Consider the following 18,666-nt stretch of genomic DNA (forward strand, 5'->3'; position numbering starts at 1 on the left):
CAAATGAAGTGACGTTCCCGTTGCGGTCTGTTTTCTTGGATAAGTTCCCGTTGGTATCAAAATAACGCTTTTCAACCTGGTTTTTCTCATCTTTAGTTTGAATCACTCTACCCAATTCATCATACGCCTTCACCTTGGCATGCCCATCCGGATACGTGATCTGAGTGAGATTGCCCAGCATATCGTAAGTGTACTTCGTCGTTTCGCCGTTGGGCTCCGTCACAGATGTTTGGTCACCCAAGGCATTATATGAAAATTGAATCTCATTACCATTGGCATCTGCTTGTTTTAAAATCTGGTCGTTGACAGCATCATACTCTATCTTGGAAGTTATTTTCTCGTTACCGTCCATTGCTGATTTTTCTTTATTTTGCACCAGACGGTTCCATTTATCGTAGATTTGAATTTGTTCATTAAGCTCGCCGTCTCGTTGAGTTACTTGACGAAGAGCATCATTATACTCGACTACTGCTTGTGATCCGTCCGCGTAGGCTGTTGACGTTGTACGGCTCCAAGCGTCATAGCCATAACGTGTCAGGTGCCCAAGTGCATCTTCACTGGATACTAATCTGCCGTTAACGTCATAAGCTGATTTGGATTTGATCACGTAATCGTTACCTTCATACAGCCCTGACTCGATATTCCAACCCAAAGCATTGTAACGTGTTTTTGTTCGTATACCGAGCTCATTCGTAACCGTTACGGTGTTCTCAAGATCATCGTAGGCTGCTCGGATGCTTTTACCGTCTGGATAAGTTACAGCCTTTACGCGATCAAGAGCATCATATTGATACTCAGTTTTCTGACCTTTCCCATCCAGCGAGGAAGTGATTAAACCAGTTGGCTTATCATACTCTGACTGAATGGTTACCGTAGATTTTTCTCCATCAATATTTGTAACCTCTACACTTTGTTTCGTAGGAAAAGCATGGTCGTAGCCACTGCTGTATTCCGTGGTTGTAGTCACGGACTTGTTATCGTTCGCAATCGTCTGAACGGTTGTATTTCCGTAAGCATCAATACCTGAATAATTTACTTTTTGTAGTAATTCTCCCCCGGAATGATCCTTGGAGACGATGGCCTGTGTTACTTTCCCCTGCGGGTTTCGAGTGTACTCTGTAACTCCAGTGCTGTTAGAATCAATCGGTTCCGTAATGGTTTTAATCCTATGCTTGTCGTCATACGTATACGCAGTTTGTGAACCTTTTTCATCCACTGAGCTTGTCATATTACCGTAATCATCATATTCAGCAGCAGTTGTCAAAACGTCTCCATTTTGATTATTGCTGGATGAGGTACGGGTTGGAACAGGCACAGTATAGGCTTTGCCTGTCACCTGCTTGCCGTATTGATAAGCTGTGCTCTTTTCAGAATCTCCTGCTTTAACCACAGATTGATCTAGGTAATACTGTGGTGGCGTGTCTGCACTAATAAACTTTTTAGTATAATTGAAGGTCGAACGAACTGATCCATTGTCTGTTACAGTAGAGAACGAAGTATCTTTCACATAGCTCTCAGCCATATCAGAATTATAATGAATCGTTTCCTGATTATAGTTTTCTGTTTGATTATTTTGATATGTGATTTGATCTACACGTGAGACTGCTCTATATGCCTCGTTTACCGAATTGGAGCCAATATAGCGTTTTACTGGCTGGTCTTCATAAGTATACAAAGTAGAGGCTCCAGTAGGATGAAATACTTTGGTTAACAAAGCGTACGGATTAGAGATTTGTCTTTCTGGATGTGACGCGCTCAAATTAAACTTGGCTGGTGCTAATGTATAGGAATATGTCGTTTTTCTGCCTTCGGCATCTGTCACTGAATCCAGCAATTCAACACCTTGTTCTGCATGTTTATGATAGACAACTGTGCGGTTTCCTTTAGACAAAGTAACGTCTGTAGCCGTATATTGAATATCAATCGAGTTGCCGATCGCGTCTTCTACCTTACTAAGCAATTTGCGTTTATAAGTAGCATTGAGTTCATAATTGAACTTTATCGTGTTATGATATGCATCTTCAATTTGCAGCAACTGCCCATCTTTGGAGAAATATTGTTTTTTCGTTCCATCCACAGAAGTTAATACATAGGATGAATTTTCTCCATTAACTGTTACTGAAGTATCAGGAGTAAAGGTGAGTCCTTTCCAGTCGTAACCTTTGAGCTGGTCACCCTCAATTTCATAGCTGCCACCATCCCCCAAGTGTATGTACTGCTTGCCCTCTTTGGTTTCTACATAAGGTAAATTCCAGGACCACCCCTTGCCAAGAGGATTCAATTGATCTTCTAAGGCAGGATAGGTACGGTTTTGAAAGATAAATGAAGGTTGATAGGCTACAATCTCGGCAAAAACGGTAGCATCCGCATCTGCTGCAATATAATATTTATTCCCATCGTCACTCGGAATTTCAGTCTGAGGATTGCTGTTAATTAAATCCCTGTAATGTTCAGCCTCAGCAATAGTTGTAAATAGTGCTGTCTGTCGGCGAACAGCCGTTTCGAGACCCTCTGAGACAATCGTTTCAATTTGCGGCGATCCTTCCATGGTAAAGGCTGTTCTTGTCCTTCCGCCTTTTCCATTACTTGTCCACTCGCTATAACCAATATCGCTAGTATAACCGGTCTTGGTAACAGTTCCGCTATAATCTTGCCTCCATTCTCGGGTATCAGCAGTTCCCTTATTGAACACTGTTCCTGAATAATACGCTGTTCCGTACTCGCTACACATGATTCTACCAGGAGAAAAGCTAGGGCATCTTTGAGGAACAATCATACCTGTTAAGGACAAATCCCCTTCATATGAATCCCTGTCGTAATGTAATTTAGAGTCTCCACATGACGAACCACTTGGATAATTCCGTGTTATATTTCCAGCGCTATCATAAAAGAACGTATTCATAACACTACACTGTTCCCCGAATACATTTTTAAAACTTGGAGCTGTATATGATCCCTTGATGACTCTGGCTTGTCCATCTTTGTTTAAGGTTCCTGTAAATCCATCTTTGCTGTACTTTATTGAATCAGGAAAAGCCTTCTCCCATTTTCCCGTTTGAGAGTCCTTTTCTACTCTGGACTCCGGAGCTGTAGTATAGGTTATTTTTTGTCCCGCTGCTTGACTAGCAGCTTCATAGGTTGTGTATGTGCCTATAACTTTGGTTTCCGGCTGAAGATTATAGGTATTCACATCAACATTCCCATCACCGTCTGTGTCCTCTTGCACCCATCTTTTTTGCTGATAGGCTACCTTGTACGACTTGGTAACAGGTTTCATCATCGCCTTAAAGTAGACATAATAATTTTGCACAGCAGCACTGTTGTCAACAATTTCAGCGCCTTCGTCAAAAAATTGAGCACGATTTGTATCATATTGACGAGTCAAAGAAAAGCCCAGTCCGTTTCGTCCAGGCAGAGTTAAATCTGTGTTTTGCAACGATAAGCTACCTGATAAAGTGGATATTGATTCTTTATCGTCGCCAACAGAATAAGGTGCTTCATTAAAGGAAGATTTATTGTAAACGGGCGCTTCCTCTCTAATAGGTGGAAGCTGTGGCACATTCGCCATGAGATTTAGTTTCAGGAAATCCGTCTTATATACATCTTCAGTGACTTTGTTCGTAGGAACAGGATCATCAGTTGGATAAACATCATCTGTAACACTATGAGAAATCAGGTTATCTAGTGGAGCATCCGATAGCTTATTATATACGTCACTTGTTACAGTCTGTGATTGGTTTTCCTCTGAAGGAAATAACGAAGCTACTGCCTGATCGTAGCTTATATGATCCTGTTCAGCCATATATAACGCTGTATAAATTTGATTTAATGAATAACCTTTCTTTAATTGTTCCGAAAGAAAAGATGATGTGACTCCAAATCGGGCAGCCATTTGATCCGCCGAATATTGCGAATTGTCCTTCCCTGCACCGAATACATTTGGAGGAACAAGGCCGCTAATTGTGCCAAAAATAAATGTAATAATCATGATTATCGCTATATGACGTCTTACTGTTCTAAATCGCAAGTTCTTCTCTCCATTCCCGACTTTAAATTGTATTACATATCATTTATTGGGAACTGCTCACTTTATGATCTGTATAAGGTTACCATTAGAGTCATATTGATATTGGAAAACAACCTGACCATCCTGTTCAATATGCTCAAGCCTTCCATTAGCATCATAAATATATTTATATTTTCTGGATAAGCCGCTTTTGACACTATTGCTAAACTCCGAATAGTTTCCAGCCGCATCCCTGGCTTTCACTGCAAACCTGTAAATTTTCTGAGGCTCTAACTGGTTCACTTGAAAGGTTAATTCTCCGGTATTACCTATCATTTGACTATCACGATACACATCATAGCTAACGACTCCAACATCATCGGTAGATGCTTCCCATGTTAAAACAATGCTATTCGGCGTAGGTCTGGAGCCTGCTAATTTCTTAGGTTTGGAAGGACTTGTTATATCCTTAGGCAAATCATCAATAGCTGGTATATGATCTAATCGGTCGTTAAGCTGTTGTTTGTCTGCATCATTGAGATTTATTACTAGAGCTCGGGCCATATTAATCTCAGTTTGTAATTTTGAAGCTTCTGCTTTTTCAACTGCCTGCGTAGCTGTCGTTAGCTGTTCAGCATAGGCAGCTTTCGCATCAATGATTTTCTGTATTGCTACTACCCTTTCAACAAGCTTGCCCTTGTCCGGATCACGAAGTTTGTTTATTAACTCTACAGCTGCATTTACATCATTTTGTAATTGGGTTGTCTCGGCTTGCACTACCGTTGCTGTAGCTTTGGCCAATTGTTCTATATATTTGGTATCCAAAACTTTTACAACAAAATTCTGCGTTATAGACTTACCTAACGGGTCTGTAGCTATTACCGTTATTGTGGATTCTCCCGAGCTTTGGGGTTGCAAATTCAGTATTGAGGTACTTCCCTTTGAGTCCTTGACCAATTGATGGGTGACTACGGCTGAGTTGGAATTCGTACACGAATATTGAAGCTGCTGATGGTCAGGGTCTGTAAAATATTCGGATACATCTTTAATTAAGACTCCGTCATCCATTTCAATCGTGGTAGTTGGAATGCTCTTAACCAGTACTGGCGCTCTATTAATCAAATTCAGGACCGATTCCGTGACTTGCGAAATATTTCCGGCACTATCTGTTGCCCGTGCCTGTATGCGTGTCCCATACTCATTTACATCAATGGGAGAGTTATACACCTTCCATTCGCTTTGATTGACACGATATTCCCTTGTCGCTGCATCAGTAGGATAGTTGATTGTCACTTTGATATTATTTGCTACTTCATTCGCAGGGCTATTACTGAATGACGGTGGGGCAGGAGGTGTTTTATCAATGTTGCTAATCACCAATGAATTCACAGTGCTGAGGCTTCCGTATTTATCTGTACAACGAGCAAAAATAGTAGTGTTTTCAGACACCTGAAATGGATTACTATATGGAGTCCACGTACCATTCACACCGATTTTATACTCGCTTTTAGAATTGGCAGGCACTCCATCCAATTGGATAAGAACATTTTGATTCGTCATCCCTGTAATATTGGAACTTATGTGTGGACTGGCTGGAGTGGTTAAGACAATTCCTGAGTATGTAAAACTTCCCGAGGATTTGGCTCCATTATTCTCATTAATGTAAAAGTAATAGACTGTTATGGCGTTATTGGAAGATGCAGAAGCACTGTAAAGTTTAGCTGATAATGCAGCCCCAAGATCCTTAAAATAGATGACGACATTGTTGCGAGTCAGGCTTATGTAATAAGAATTCGCCTGTACATGTACAATCGAACCATCCGATAACGTTACAGTTTCATGTGTAGACGATGGTTCTGAAGGCGTTGGCTTTTCTTCAGGAGGCCCAATTGATCCTCCTCTGTCTGGTGGTGGATACAGATCTGGTATTCCACCCGTAAATGCTGCTGACACTACTGCTTGAGGAAACACAGCTACGCTCCACGGAGATAAAAAAACAAATAAGCAAAGCATGATTAAAAAGAATTGTTTAGCATTCTTCCCTTTCCCTCGCTGCCTCATTTCGTTTAAAAAAAATTTCATTTTTAAAATCATCCTCCTTCATATAGTGGTAATGCCTAGTTAGAAGAATACTAAAATTAAAAATAATTTATAATTCAATCATATTTCGCCCTCTTTCAGAAAAATGTATTTTGATTTACATATGAAAACAATGTCGTATTAAATTTGTATATAGCGAAGATTGTCGAAATAAAGAAAAATATATAAATATTTTTAAATTGCCATAAATTATGTTTAAAACAATAACATCCTTTTTTAAACATTATATGAATTTGAATATCCAGTATACTTTTAGAATCCTCCCACTCATTGATTTAAGGTAAACAAAATGTTATATTGTCTATATAATAATCATCATTTAATTGAGGTGTTTGCTAAAATGGATCATTCCGAACTATTCTGGAATGCTGGAATCGAAGAACTGAAGCGAGGATATATTCGCCAAGGAGAGCAGGTAATTTGCCTGTTGGACGGACAGCGATATGAGCAAGGCATCATATATCAGGATCAAGGGGTATTTTATGACGCGGAGAGGTACATGCGACTTCATATTGAGCGGACGTACGGTTCGGTCTTTGACTATTTGATCGGTCTGGACAAAAAGCTGACTGGACTGACGGATCATCAGAATCGGTTGCTTCAGTTATTTTATCAAGGCATGGGCGATGCGGATATTCAAAAGGAAACTGGAATCGGTAGCGCATCCACCATACGTAATCATCGCTTTGGTCTCAAAGAAAAAGAACGACAGGCCAAGGTTTTTCTCACATTAATGGAGCTGTTAAAGGAGAAAGATCGGCACGCTCCTGCCATTGTAGAAGTACCAGTACAAGCACGGATGGTGGACGAACGCTACAACATTACGGAAAACGAGCGGCAAAAGGTACTCACGAAGTATTTTCCGAATGGGACAGACGGACGCCTAAAGACCTTTAAAATGCAAGAAAAGCACAAGCTGATTGTGCTGCGTGAAATTGCGGACCGTTTTGTAAAGGGACAAATATATCATGAGAAAGATATCAATGCGATTTTACAGGAAGTATATGACGATTATGTCACGGTGCGAAGATATATGATTGAATACAATCTATTGGATCGTAAGCCGGATGGCAGTGAATATTGGTTGAAGGAATCTTGAATCTCAACGTTTATGAAATCAGCAATTTGCATAATTCGATTCCCAACGCTCGTAGGTACAATATATAGACGAACTAAATCGTTTCGGTCTATACATTGCTGATTTGAAAATGCTCTTGGGATTTATGCAAAATGCTCAAATAGGAGGATTCGACAATGAATCGAAGAAAAGAATTGGTGCAGCAGTACATGGAGATGAAGACAGAGGCAGGAATCTATTGCATTCGAAATACACGTAATGGGAAAATTTTCGTCTCTTCCACGCTGAATTTAAAGTCGCTGAATGGACGGCGTTTTGAGCTGAACATGGGTGGATTTAAGAATAAACAACTACAACAGGAATGGAATGAGTATGGCGAAGATTCGTTTGAATTTGAAGTGCTGGACGTTTTGAAGAAAAAGGACTCAGCGTTCTTTGATGTCAAAGATGCACTAGCAAAGCTGGAGCAGACCTGGCTTGATCGACTCCAGCCTTACGGGGACAAAGGGTATTTGTAAACTTACCGATCCACGGGATGCTCTTCCCGAAGGTATCCAAAAATAACAGCGTCGACAAATTGACCTTTTTCATAAAAATAGTCTCTCAGGTGACCCTCTTTAGTAAAGCCACTTTTGAGTAGCAGCCGTTTGGAGCCTTCGTTATCTGGATCAATGAAGGCTTCTATACGGTGAACCTGCGGCAAATGAAAGCCATAATCCACGACCACCTTCATCGCCTCCGTCATCAGACCTTGCCGCCAATATTCCGGTGCCAGCTCATAGCCGATTTCAATACGGGAGTGCTTCTTCTGCCAGTTATGAAATCCAATTGTACCCACGATCCGCTCAGGAGCTTCTTTTAACGTAATCCCCCAACGAAAGCCCTCTTGCTTCTCATATCTGGTTAGCATCGAACGAATAAATTTTTCGGCTTGCTCTACTTCTGTAAAGCTTTCCAATTCATAATATTGTGTGACCTCATCCTTGGAGAAATAGCCGAACACATCCTCCGCATCCCCTACTGTAAGCTGTCTTAAACGAAGCCTATCAGTTTCTAAAATCGGAAACGTTTCCATTGACATTATCCATCTCCTTCACATCGAAGAACCTATCTTATCAGCCACCAGCCAATCCCAACCATCACTCCATTTATGAAGAATAATACAATACATGCTCTCCACTTGTTGCTTTCACTTGTTTGAAAAAAAACAGTCACTTTACTACGACACATGAACAACGTAAACAACAAATTCCAAATAATACGCATACCATATTTTACGTAGTATAGAGCAGGGTTTAGCTGTACACCGCCCAACGTTGGAGGGACATCCGGAATAAACAGAATTGCACACGTATAACGCATGGTCTCATATGTAAAATAAAATACTGCCAGCCACCAAGCCCACTTCTTACCAAATAACATGCCGACACCGGCAGTCGTCCCTGCCAAACCGAGTAACGCGATAAACCCTTGAAACATGCCCCTACAAATGCCTACTAACGTAGAAGCCTCATTTAATGCATTAAGCGTCAATAGCTGGGTCACCAACAGAAGTGCTCCATTAAAGATCAATAAAATGGCTGAAATGCTTACACCTAAAGGTCGTTCGAAAACCACGTTCGTTACATAATCTTCTACTTCTTTTTTCGTATACAGATCTGACACTTCTTCTACTCTCCTAACCCAAATTATATACTTCCATTTTCGGGCGGGTATAATAACAGTATGTTCTCGCCTCATTCCCATATATCGGCTTTTAGGAAAATATGATTTAATCTTTCCTGAAAATTCCGTTATCCGTAAGCTAATCATTATTATTCAGTGCAGCGATACTGCTAATGACATCCTCTAAGGGTGTCAAATTAGCGTCATGAGAATCTCTATCATTAACAGAATCCCAAATAGAGTAATATCTATCCTTATACTACCATTCCAAGAATGAATCTGACAAATGAATAGACTACTACTCGCGCTTATGAATGTAAACTTGTTATTTTCGTGGCCCTGTAACCTTCAGATGACTGGATATACTCTACTTGATAACCCATTCGGGCATCCAAAAGCTCTTCCATAAACGGAAGGCACGGACTGTAAATAAAACTCCCTCCTGGCCGAATGGCTCTAAGCAATTCCATATATTTGCGAGCGTACTCATGAATATTACCATCTGCCTTCAGATGATGATGTATAAAATGATTGGAGAATGCCATATGTGAAACGATCGTTCCCCATGTACGTTCTCCAAAGGTGATCTCTAACCAATCTCCTTGAGTGACACAACCTTCTGTTTCAGCCAACCGATCTGTTCCGTAAGCCTCAATTCCACAGGCGCGTAAATAAGTAACTAACCGTGCCTCAGATCCGCAACCAACGTCTAGAACAGGCTCTTGCAAACGAGCAATGTCCAATCCCAGTAGATTGGCTTGCAACTCCGGCGTATACTCCTCACAAGGTATCCAAAAGGTATACTCACACTCTGCATACTTAGCAAACATTTCACGTCCGTTGGTACGAGTTAAAAAATCTCTCAAATGCCCGTAATGCTGCTGAAGCAGCAAGTCCAGGGTTGCTCTATCTATAAATTTCTTCTGAAACAGTTTTTCAATCCGGGTGAAAAGTCGATCATACAGCTCCGTAAGCTCCCTCGCATGATCTGTGTGAAAATGTAGATACTGATTGGTATTTACAAACTGGGACAGTATTTTAGCCGCTACATCCTTCACAAAAGCGTTATACATATGCTGGCGCTTCAAGCTTTGAAGCATGAGGATCAGTTCCGAGCTTCTCTGCGTCAGCCAGTACGTCATTTCTGTTGAAGGTCCTAACAGAACAGAACCCTCGCGCATATAAAATAAACTCCGATGCTGATTGTACAGGAGTTGACCGTTAATAAGATTATGAAGTTGAGCGACTGTCATTCTCGCTTCCTCCTTAAGATCCAGAACATTAAAGCCCTACCCAAGCCTAAACAATGTTATCTTTGGGTAGGGCCAGCTTATTTTCTAAGTATACCATGGCTATGGAAATCGTGTTTTATTGCGAATCCTCCGCCTGTACATAAGAGGATAAAGGAATATTCAACTCACGTATTCCCTGAGCTACCAGCCGAGCTATTTGCTCCGCACCGTATTCCTGAAAATGTGTATCATCCTTCACTCCATCAGGAAATGCAGGATACACCCCTGGCTCCAAGTGTAAAAATAACGGGAGTGTTCCTTCCAGACCAAGTGTATCATAGTACGCTACACTCAAGCGGCTAAGATCGACCAGTGCAACATCTGTCTCCGATGCTGTTTCCTTCATGGCCTGCACATATTCCGGGAAACTAATCCGAAACGAGGCACTTGCCGCATCATAATCCCGTCGGCCAACAGGAGTAATTAGCACAGGCGTTGCACCGCGTTGGATGGCTCCTTGGATGTAGGTTTTTAAGTAAACTTTGTAATCCGCGGGTGAAACATAACGCTCTTGGTTGTTGATCGCGGCATCATTATGTCCAAACTGTATGAGCAGATAATCTCCTGGACGGATATTGCGTAAAATATCATCTAACCGCCCTTGTACCAGAAAGGTTTTCGTGCTTCGTCCACCAATAGAACGGTTCACAAATATAGGCTCATCTGTGAAGAACGGAGCAATCTTTTGCCCCCAGCCCGCCTGAGGCTTCATCGCGGATTTATAGGTTTGAACCGTAGAATCTCCCGCAAGGTATACCGAAGGGTGTTCTCCAGCCGTTCGAGCATCCTTTGGAGTAATAACCAAAGCGTTAATCTTCGCTTCATTACCTGAGAAATACAATTCGAGCTGACCATCGATGAGTGCAAGTTCAAATCCAGCCTCGACAAATTGTCCTGCTGTTTTGGTAGTAGGTTCTACCTTGACGATGGACTCGGCTTTAACCGTAATGTCTGTGTTTCCGGCAGTATCTCCGGCAATTAGAGAAAGCGTGTAATCCGCAGGTGGTAAATTGACAACAAATGATGATCCTTGAACACGAACAAAATCTGAGCGTATAGCATCACTTCCACCACGATCCTCTTCATTCACTTTGGAAAGATCGGTAAATCCATAGCCTCGCTCAGGCGTGTAAACATCCTTGGCAGTGACTTGGGTGTAGCCGTCAGCTACGTTCCCAGGGCCAAAGTCAAATCGAAGAGGCGCCGCAAGCTGTCTTTCGGCCAGTGCCTGCCCTGGGATAAGTATGGTTGCAAACAACAAGCTGAACCCTGCGCATAATCCAATCATCTTACCGAACAACCTGTGACGCTTTCCCTTTTGTTTCAAGCGCAACCCTCGCTTTTCAGGTTATTTGAGTGGTTTGTCATTGTCTCTACGTGTATTGCTCCCCGCCAGCTTTTGACAACCTTGATCCAGCGCCCAGGATACCACAATGCCAACCGTGTACCTGATCAGATCCGCGGTCAGGAACCCTTTCCCAAGCACCAAGCCGCCCAGCGTCGTTGCCCGAATGTGGTTAATCCAGGGAGCCTGGTACATCTGGCTGAACTCAATGGCGAAGCAAAACAGCAAGCTGCCCCACAGGGCTACAGACAATTGACGATTCACCCACAACATTCTCAGCCCCAAATAAATCATGCACGCCCACAAGGCATCCCCAAAGTGATCAGCAACGAATTCAGGCAACCGGGAGGAGTAAACCCGGCTTCCCAAACCCAACAAGATCGTGACCAGCACAGCAATTAGGTACGCAGCGCGAGCCTTCCAGCTGAATTTCGCCTTTATTTCCCGATTGGCCTTCCTGATGACGCTCTTACGAACGCTCCTCATGCTAAATCACCTGTCCTAATGCTGGGACATCTCCGCCGAGCTGCTGGAAATTCGTAAAGCATCCTCTCTTGGATAGCGCTTGCAAGATTGCTGAACCTTTTGCTGATGTCATATTGTATGCACACCAACTTGTCTGTATTTTTCATAATATAATTAATCATAATAAGCCTCCGTAATATCGTACAAACGTATCAGCAACTTCCAAACTGTTCGTGTGAGGATACTAAAATTCAATACCACGCACCTTGGCAAAAACCATTTGGTGTACCATGCTTCCCTCTTCATCATACTCGACGTTTCTTAAAATCCCCTCCAGTGTAAAACCTGCACGTTCCGCTACCTTGGCGCTGCGCGTGTTTCTGGAATCACAACGAATCTCCACCCGATTGGCATGCAAATGCTGTATGGCAAAATCCGTAATACCGTGCACGGCCTCTGTTATAATGCCTTTTCCGGTCCATGATGTTCTGAGCCAATACCCAATTTCAAATCTTCGTGCATCCCAATCAATACGATGCAGACCGCTGCTGGCTACAAATTCTCCCGAAACCGTATCAAATATATACAACATCATATCAGACCGATCCAAAAATTTAAGTCTGGCTTGGCGCGAACGGATTTCAGATTCCTCTGCCGTAGGAAGATTTCTTGCAAACGGAAGCCAAGGCCGCAGTTCATTCGCACTCTCTCGTATCGCCTCATTGACTGCCGCCCCATCCCCCCATTGCGGAGCGCGTATGGTCAATCGCTCCGTCTGGAATTGGTCAGGGAACGATAAGAGAATGGGATTCGGTTGCTGCTCCATACTCATGATGCACCCTCCTCCTTATTCGTTGAATAACTGCGACGATCCAGCCAACCTGTGATTTCACGCAAACTCCCAATCTGATAGTCCGGTACAATGCCTGTTTCCTGCCACGTCATAAAGCCTTCCAGCCAGATGGTATGCAATCCTGCACTTTGTGCACCACGAATATCATTTGTCGGGTGATCGCCTACATAACAGGCATGGCCGGGATCGACAATGTCCAGCTCATTCAGAGCCAACTCGAAAATTCGAGGATTAGGCTTCTGGATGTTGACGCCGCCCGATACGATAATAGAATCCACATAATCCCTCAGCATAACTCGGTCGATTTTCGCTTGCTGCGTGCGGAGTGAGCCGTTGGTAATAATACCAAGCTTCAAGCCACGCGACCGCAGTTCGGACAACACTTCCTTGGCCCCGTCCATCAACACCGTAAACTTATGAAATTCACCATACCAAAACCCCAGCATCTCTTGTACTGACGTATCGGGATTTTTCAGTTCCAAGTCTGCATGCAGCTCGGTATACAGTTCCCTCTTATCCCGGTACCCGTCCTGATCCGCCAAACGTATCTGTTCAACAACAGCCGCGCGGCTCGCCGGTTCTTCTGCCACAATAAATCGTTCAATAAAGCGCTCTGTATATGCCGCAAACGCCTGTTTACGATGAATAAGAGTATTATCCAGATCAAAAATAATCGCTTCTATGGACATAAATAGCTCCCCTTCCTTCGTTTCGACTTATTCATCTTCCTAACACTCACTCACACAAGTTGCTCCAAAAACGCACTTTTTTTACGGCATTAAAATCAATTTGTTCATAAGGCTTCTCCCCAAATTCCAGCTTGAAATACTCCTGCAAACATTCCCCATACACGATAATATCCGTTTGATACACTGAAAATACCGGATTTCCTTCTTCAGATGGCTGCTCTGGGATATATCGATGTCCGTTGATCGGGATTAGCTTGGGCACACGTAAAAACTCACGTTTACATATATCAACGGCTTCCGCCGAATCTGTCGGTTTTTCGCCCCATTCGGGAGGCCAGAATATATGCTGCTCTACATCAAAAATCATACCTTCCAGCGGCCAATTCAACCTTTGCCGAATTACCCCCATCCGCTGTGGTGACGTATCTCTCCAAGGGATAAAGCCTTTACCGATGGGAAGAACACTCATCAGAAGCTCCCTCAAATCGGGCGGGAAGTGAATATCATACCTGCCTTCGACGTCGGTAACCTCCTGCATGGATAAGCCTGGAGCTAAGGTCACATCGTGTTTACGTAATAAATCTATGATATAAGCGATATCCATCTCTTATCGACTCCTCAGCAGCTAGGCGCTCGGTATCCATGATCAATTGACCATCTCCATCTTCAAACTCAGGATGTATGGCGTAAATTCCCGTCGTCGTGATATCATCGCTCTCATAGGCAAAATCGCAGCGGTACCCCTGAATAGGCAGCTGTTTCCTGCCTCCTTCTTCCGGCGTGTAAAATCGATACTTTATTGTAAAATCGTGCGTATGCTGTCTGCTATTTTCATAGGGGTTCCACATTTCATATCATCCCCTTAGGTCTTTTCCAAAAATATGTACTTCTTTCTAGTGTAATTCAATAGGAAAAGAAATCCAAGACCTATCCGCAATACATTGCTGAATAAGCTTGGATTATATGAGAGTCCTTTATTATAATATATATGACTTCTATACTTGCTGTCCGTTCACCTGAATATCTACGGCTACTTGCTGCCCCATCCAAGCCTGTATGCGATTCCACGAAAAAACCTGCTCCATGTGAAATACACCATATGGAAGTTCTGAACGGTACAGGGCGAGCGCTGCAAAGACGGTTGCCTTAGCGGTTAAATCAGATTGATGGTGCCCCCTCAGCCGACATTCGACCTTCGTCTCCTTGCCATTGAGCGTTCCTCGGGCATCTACCTTGACCGCTACAGCATTCCCTCCTAGATGTATCTTGCCAAAGCTGCGAACTACAGCATCACGCACAGTTTTCTGTCGGAGTAAACCTGATACTCCTATCGTTCGAAGCCCTGCCAGAAGCCGGGTGGTCAAGCGCGAATCGAAGCAAAGGCGTGTGCTAACCGTAGGAACTTTGAGCGTACGAGGAAGTGTCTGCTGATCCGAAAAAGGAAATCGATACGCCCGATGACGACCCACTCCTGCACCAAAGTCTGCTACTATTCCGTCGGTAAAGCTTTTTCGAGTCACAGGGCGTCCCTGTTCTATAACCTCCAAATCGGCATGAATCTGATCTACTGTCCACTCAATGGCAGCCTGACCGTGTCGATCCCCCAAGCCCAGCATCAAAGATATATTCAACTCATCCGTCTGATCCATGAGCTGTGTCGCTTGCAGTGCTAACAAATTGGTCAGCCCCGGAGCTAATCCTACACTTAACAGGGCTGTGGCCTGATAAGCTCGAGCCTCTTGATGACACTGCTCCACTTGACTCAAAAAGGCCGCATTCGCGGTAATATCCATGTAATGCACCCCATGTTGTAGACAGGCACGTACCAAGGCCGTATTGTCCTGATCCAGACACATGATAACCAATTTAGCTTGCTCTAATATCGACGGGTCCATCGGCTCATGAATATTTAGCTGCAAGGGCCGTATCTTACCATTCGATTGTCTACTAAATTCAGTGGCCCGCTCCAGACTACGACCTGCGGCAAATACCTTGCCGGGAAACATTTCACTTAACTCCGTGCATATAATTTTTCCAACATGGCCATACCCGCCAATGATGATGATGTTATCCTTTGTCATAAGTCGTCTCTCCCTCTTTAACCGCAAACCATGCATTTACTAAAAAAGCGCCATAATACCGGGTGATGTGGGTAAAGCCTGCCTCTATCAACAGCTCCTGTATTGCCGCATTGGACACCGGGTTTGACTCACGACCGATGGAAGCAGCGAATCGTTCCCAATCCTCGAGTGAAATGCCCTGACTCAGCATATGACCTTTCCATGCCTGCATTTGGATGGAAAAAGAAGGCTCCTGCGGATTCCCATTAATAGAAGCTAGACAAAAAGGTGCACCCGGCTTGAGTCGAGCGGATATCTGGCGTAGCAATGCCTGTTTACTTTCCAAGCTCCGAAGAAAATGAAGCACCAGCAGGCAGGTAGCAGCGTCATAGACCGGTTCTCTGCATGACTCTTCGCCGTGCTTTTCGTGCTGTTCTTCAGGCTGTTCTCCAGACAACTCTTCCAACGTACCTGCAACAAACGATACTTTTGAACTGATGCCCGCATGTGTCACACGCTTACGTGCCAAATCCAGCATGTGCTCAGAGGGATCGACTGCCGTAAAGGACCATGCTTCATGGCGCCCTCCGAGTGTTATCAATTCCTGACCGCCTCCAGCACCGACAATTAGCACATTTGGATCTATATTTCTAGTATGAGCTTGTGCCTCAAGCTGTGCGGTTATCAGACAGTCTGTCATCTCATACAAATGAGCATATCCAGGTATTTTTAAAGCAATCGTATCCGCGTACTTATGCACATTCGGATGATTCCAGCTCATAGGTTGGTTTGAGTCCGTATTTCCAATAGGGGTATGTCTCATATGTGCTTTCCTCCAAACATTTAGCCTTGATCTTCTCAGACCATTCGTTTATTGTAGATTTTATTAAGAATCATTCTCAATTATAAAGACAATACGAATATCCACCATCCCATAAATGTGGGATTTAATAATCGCGCTTGAGAATCTCCAGCTTTCACGATAGGAGTAAATGATGAACGCACACTACACGCAATTTGCACAGCTTAAGGACGCCCGACAGCAAATCATTGATCTGGGGGAAAAAGCACCCTCATCCCTAACGTACAAGCACACCCTAATCGACCGCTTGCGTACTCAGATTGCTTTCGATGCGGCGTGCTGCACCTCAGTAGATCCGCGTACGCTGCTTTCCACGGGGGCATTTACAGAGTCGGGTGTGGAGGACATTCATAACAAACTGCTGGAATACGAATATCTACACGACGATATGATGAAATATGATCAGTTGGTGCGAGAAGGACAGTCTGTAGCGACGCTACATGGGTCTACACAAGGCCAACCGGATCGGAGCACACGATATAGAGATGTTTTGCAACCCGCCGGATTCGGGGACGAGCTACGTGTTCCATTTATGTACAAAGGGAGCTGTTGGGGATTTCTTACGTTGTTCCGTCATCATGGAAAGCCTGTATTCAGCGAGGAAGAGCAACAACTGCTTGAAGCATTAGCGCCGTCCATAGCCTACCATCTGCGTCAGGCCAGTGTCGGTTTATCTCCAGCCCCTGCCATGATCACGGAAAATGAACTTGAGCCAGGGGTTCTAATGCTTTCCGATAAGCTAGAACCGATCTCGTCCAATACAGTAGCAGAGCAGTGGCTACATCTGCTTCGGCAGCAGGAGGGAATCCATGAAGACAGCCTTCCGGCTCCTGTCCGGGCGGTATGCCTGCGAGCGCTATCCACTGCCACTGCACCAGCCCGACTATGTATCCCTTCCGCAGACGCAGGCACCCCATGGGTAACCATCAGAGCCACCCTTCTGCAAGGCGGACAGGAGCATACGGGTCAGAAGCAGCTAGCCGTATGGTTTGAGGCTGCTAAAGCAACTGACATGCTACCGCTTATGACCGAGGTGTACTCATGGTCCGAACGAGAGAGACAAATTGTCCAACTCATTGTTCAGGGCTTTTCGACCAAGGAGCTGGCTAGCGCACTTCATATTACTGCCTACACGGTGCAGGATCATCTGAAAGCGATTTTCTTGAAAACAGATGTAAGCAGCCGTCGTGAGCTAGTATGGAAGGTATATTCTAGATTCAATTAACCTATGTAAAGAAGACAGATGACCCGATTAGGGATCATCTGTCTTTGCATCACTGCTCTATTTGGACGCAAGAGACTTATTTCTTCGAAGAGGAGTTCGTATCATCGTATGACACTGGTGAGGGCTTCGCAATCCATTCATCAGCCTCAGGCTCGATATCCACGCCATTTTCCAGCTTCGTTTTCTCCATCAAGGAATCTCCGTCCTCGTCCTTCTTGTTGCGGATTTTCGCTTCGTCTTGAGTGTAGTCGCTCATGTTGATTCCTCCTTTTTTAATTTCATCTGATGGTTGTACTTTACTCATAATTACCCATTGCCGTCCTGTACAAACCTCTACACGACCAGATGCCCTTTTTTCTCCGCCGGTCCAATGACCGCCTCAATGCCAGCATTAAACTCCAGAAAGTCGCTTTCTATTCCATCACTGAAAATAACTCCATTTTCCGGCATCTGCGATGCAATCCGTAGCGGTTTTTCGGCTGCTACCTGACCAAACACGAGATCCGCAGCAGTCGTTCGACTGGGGAATGGTTCTCTCACCGTAAAATAAAGCGATGGCGAACTCCAAGTTGCACGATGATCATGACTCATTCCGTCTGCTGTCCCTTCCTGAGTGAAGGCTACACCGGGCATCAGCTGGCCTGGAGTCAGCGAGATTGGATGCCGTGTAGCACTGCCGACAATTCCGGCCGCTCCAGCCAGCACACTGGTCAGCCAGCCTGTCGCTCCCAAACCGGTTGAAACGATAATGCCGCTGGATGATTGTTGCTCTACCTGATCCTCCAGCCTTAGCTCATATCTCGCGGAGACATGAGTTTTGCGCCCAATGAACAAATCATTTACAGCATACAAGGATTGTCCATCATTTAATTGGGCTTTAGCCAGCGTAACTTCCTTAATTGGCCGTCTGTGCACGAACACATCCGGCACCACCCAGCGCAGGTCGGATACAGTAAACGGCAGCGATACCCCGTCCCAGCGCAATGGATCTGGATTCACACCGATAAGCGGTTGCTCGGTCAAATA

17 protein-coding genes and 1 pseudogene are annotated in these 18,666 nt (G+C 44.1%); 3 read left to right on the plus strand and 15 right to left on the minus strand.

What is annotated here, in order from left to right:
• A pseudogene (locus GRP75_RS09940) lies at window positions 1–3,988 on the minus strand (RHS repeat protein); the annotation flags it as partial.
• Between the two features lie 96 nt (window positions 3,989–4,084).
• The gene (locus GRP75_RS09945; RefSeq protein WP_237448980.1) at window positions 4,085–6,100 is read right to left on the minus strand and encodes a fibronectin type III domain-containing protein; all 2,016 of its coding nucleotides are present in this window, start codon (window positions 6,098–6,100) and stop codon (window positions 4,085–4,087) included.
• Window positions 6,101–6,446: 346 nt separating this feature from the next.
• Between GRP75_RS09945 and GRP75_RS09950 the strand changes: the two genes are divergently transcribed.
• Together GRP75_RS09950 and GRP75_RS09955 are read left to right on the plus strand one after the other, a co-directional pair.
• Window positions 6,447–7,205 carry a DUF2087 domain-containing protein gene (locus tag GRP75_RS09950; protein ID WP_160789224.1) on the plus strand — a complete coding sequence of 253 codons (759 nt, stop codon included), beginning with the start codon at window positions 6,447–6,449 and terminating at the stop codon, window positions 7,203–7,205.
• Between the two features lie 155 nt (window positions 7,206–7,360).
• Window positions 7,361–7,702, plus strand: coding sequence for a GIY-YIG nuclease family protein (locus GRP75_RS09955; RefSeq protein ID WP_053324945.1), 342 nt, complete (start codon window positions 7,361–7,363; stop codon window positions 7,700–7,702).
• A 2-nt stretch (window positions 7,703–7,704) separates the two neighbouring features.
• Here the strand turns inward: GRP75_RS09955 and GRP75_RS09960 are convergent, their stop codons facing one another.
• From GRP75_RS09960 to GRP75_RS10010, 11 genes are all read right to left on the minus strand, one after another.
• The gene (locus GRP75_RS09960) at window positions 7,705–8,265 is read right to left on the minus strand and encodes a GNAT family N-acetyltransferase (RefSeq protein WP_160789225.1); all 561 of its coding nucleotides are present in this window, start codon (window positions 8,263–8,265) and stop codon (window positions 7,705–7,707) included.
• 26 nt (window positions 8,266–8,291) lie between these two features.
• A complete protein-coding gene (locus tag GRP75_RS09965; RefSeq protein ID WP_023987734.1) occupies window positions 8,292–8,849 on the minus strand; it encodes a hypothetical protein in 558 nt (185 codons plus the stop codon).
• 308 nt (window positions 8,850–9,157) lie between these two features.
• Complete coding sequence (locus tag GRP75_RS09970) at window positions 9,158–10,102, minus strand: class I SAM-dependent methyltransferase (protein ID WP_160789226.1); 945 nt, start codon at window positions 10,100–10,102, stop codon at window positions 9,158–9,160.
• Window positions 10,103–10,217: 115 nt separating this feature from the next.
• Window positions 10,218–11,429, minus strand: a complete 1,212-nt coding sequence (locus tag GRP75_RS09975; RefSeq protein ID WP_160789234.1) for a rhamnogalacturonan acetylesterase — start codon at window positions 11,427–11,429, stop codon at window positions 10,218–10,220.
• Window positions 11,430–11,489: 60 nt separating this feature from the next.
• Window positions 11,490–11,972, minus strand: coding sequence for a ribosomal maturation YjgA family protein (locus tag GRP75_RS09980; RefSeq protein WP_023987731.1), 483 nt, complete (start codon window positions 11,970–11,972; stop codon window positions 11,490–11,492).
• A gap of 223 nt (window positions 11,973–12,195) precedes the next feature.
• Window positions 12,196–12,783 carry a GNAT family N-acetyltransferase gene (locus GRP75_RS09985; protein WP_160789227.1) on the minus strand — a complete coding sequence of 196 codons (588 nt, stop codon included), beginning with the start codon at window positions 12,781–12,783 and terminating at the stop codon, window positions 12,196–12,198.
• The gene (locus GRP75_RS09990) at window positions 12,780–13,493 is read right to left on the minus strand and encodes an HAD family hydrolase (protein WP_013309351.1); all 714 of its coding nucleotides are present in this window, start codon (window positions 13,491–13,493) and stop codon (window positions 12,780–12,782) included. The genes GRP75_RS09985 and GRP75_RS09990 overlap by 4 nt, the downstream gene beginning before the upstream one ends.
• A 46-nt stretch (window positions 13,494–13,539) precedes the next feature.
• Window positions 13,540–14,097 (minus strand): SMI1/KNR4 family protein, encoded by a 558-nt coding sequence (locus GRP75_RS09995; protein ID WP_160789228.1) that lies wholly within the window; start codon window positions 14,095–14,097, stop codon window positions 13,540–13,542.
• Window positions 14,063–14,341 carry a hypothetical protein gene (locus GRP75_RS10000; protein WP_160789229.1) on the minus strand — a complete coding sequence of 93 codons (279 nt, stop codon included), beginning with the start codon at window positions 14,339–14,341 and terminating at the stop codon, window positions 14,063–14,065. The genes GRP75_RS09995 and GRP75_RS10000 overlap by 35 nt, the downstream gene beginning before the upstream one ends.
• 147 nt (window positions 14,342–14,488) lie before the next feature.
• Entirely contained in the window at window positions 14,489–15,574 is a 1,086-nt protein-coding gene (locus GRP75_RS10005) for a saccharopine dehydrogenase family protein (protein ID WP_160789230.1), read from the minus strand.
• Window positions 15,561–16,376 (minus strand): class I SAM-dependent methyltransferase, encoded by an 816-nt coding sequence (locus GRP75_RS10010; RefSeq protein WP_034095001.1) that lies wholly within the window; start codon window positions 16,374–16,376, stop codon window positions 15,561–15,563. The genes GRP75_RS10005 and GRP75_RS10010 overlap by 14 nt, the downstream gene beginning before the upstream one ends.
• Before the next feature lie 172 nt (window positions 16,377–16,548).
• Here GRP75_RS10010 and GRP75_RS10015 point away from each other — a divergent pair, with 172 nt between their 5' ends.
• Window positions 16,549–17,640, plus strand: a complete 1,092-nt coding sequence (locus GRP75_RS10015) for a LuxR C-terminal-related transcriptional regulator (protein ID WP_075153949.1) — start codon at window positions 16,549–16,551, stop codon at window positions 17,638–17,640.
• 76 nt (window positions 17,641–17,716) lie between these two features.
• Here GRP75_RS10015 and GRP75_RS10020 read toward each other — a convergent pair whose 3' ends face one another.
• A complete protein-coding gene (locus GRP75_RS10020) occupies window positions 17,717–17,896 on the minus strand; it encodes a hypothetical protein (protein WP_023987721.1) in 180 nt (59 codons plus the stop codon).
• 77 nt (window positions 17,897–17,973) lie between these two features.
• On the minus strand, window positions 17,974–18,666 hold a 693-nt coding region (locus GRP75_RS10025), incomplete at its 5' end, for a sugar kinase (RefSeq protein ID WP_160789231.1).

This window comes from Paenibacillus sp. OT2-17 (assembly GCF_009827695.1).
Lineage (GTDB): Bacteria > Bacillota > Bacilli > Paenibacillales > Paenibacillaceae > Paenibacillus > Paenibacillus polymyxa_B.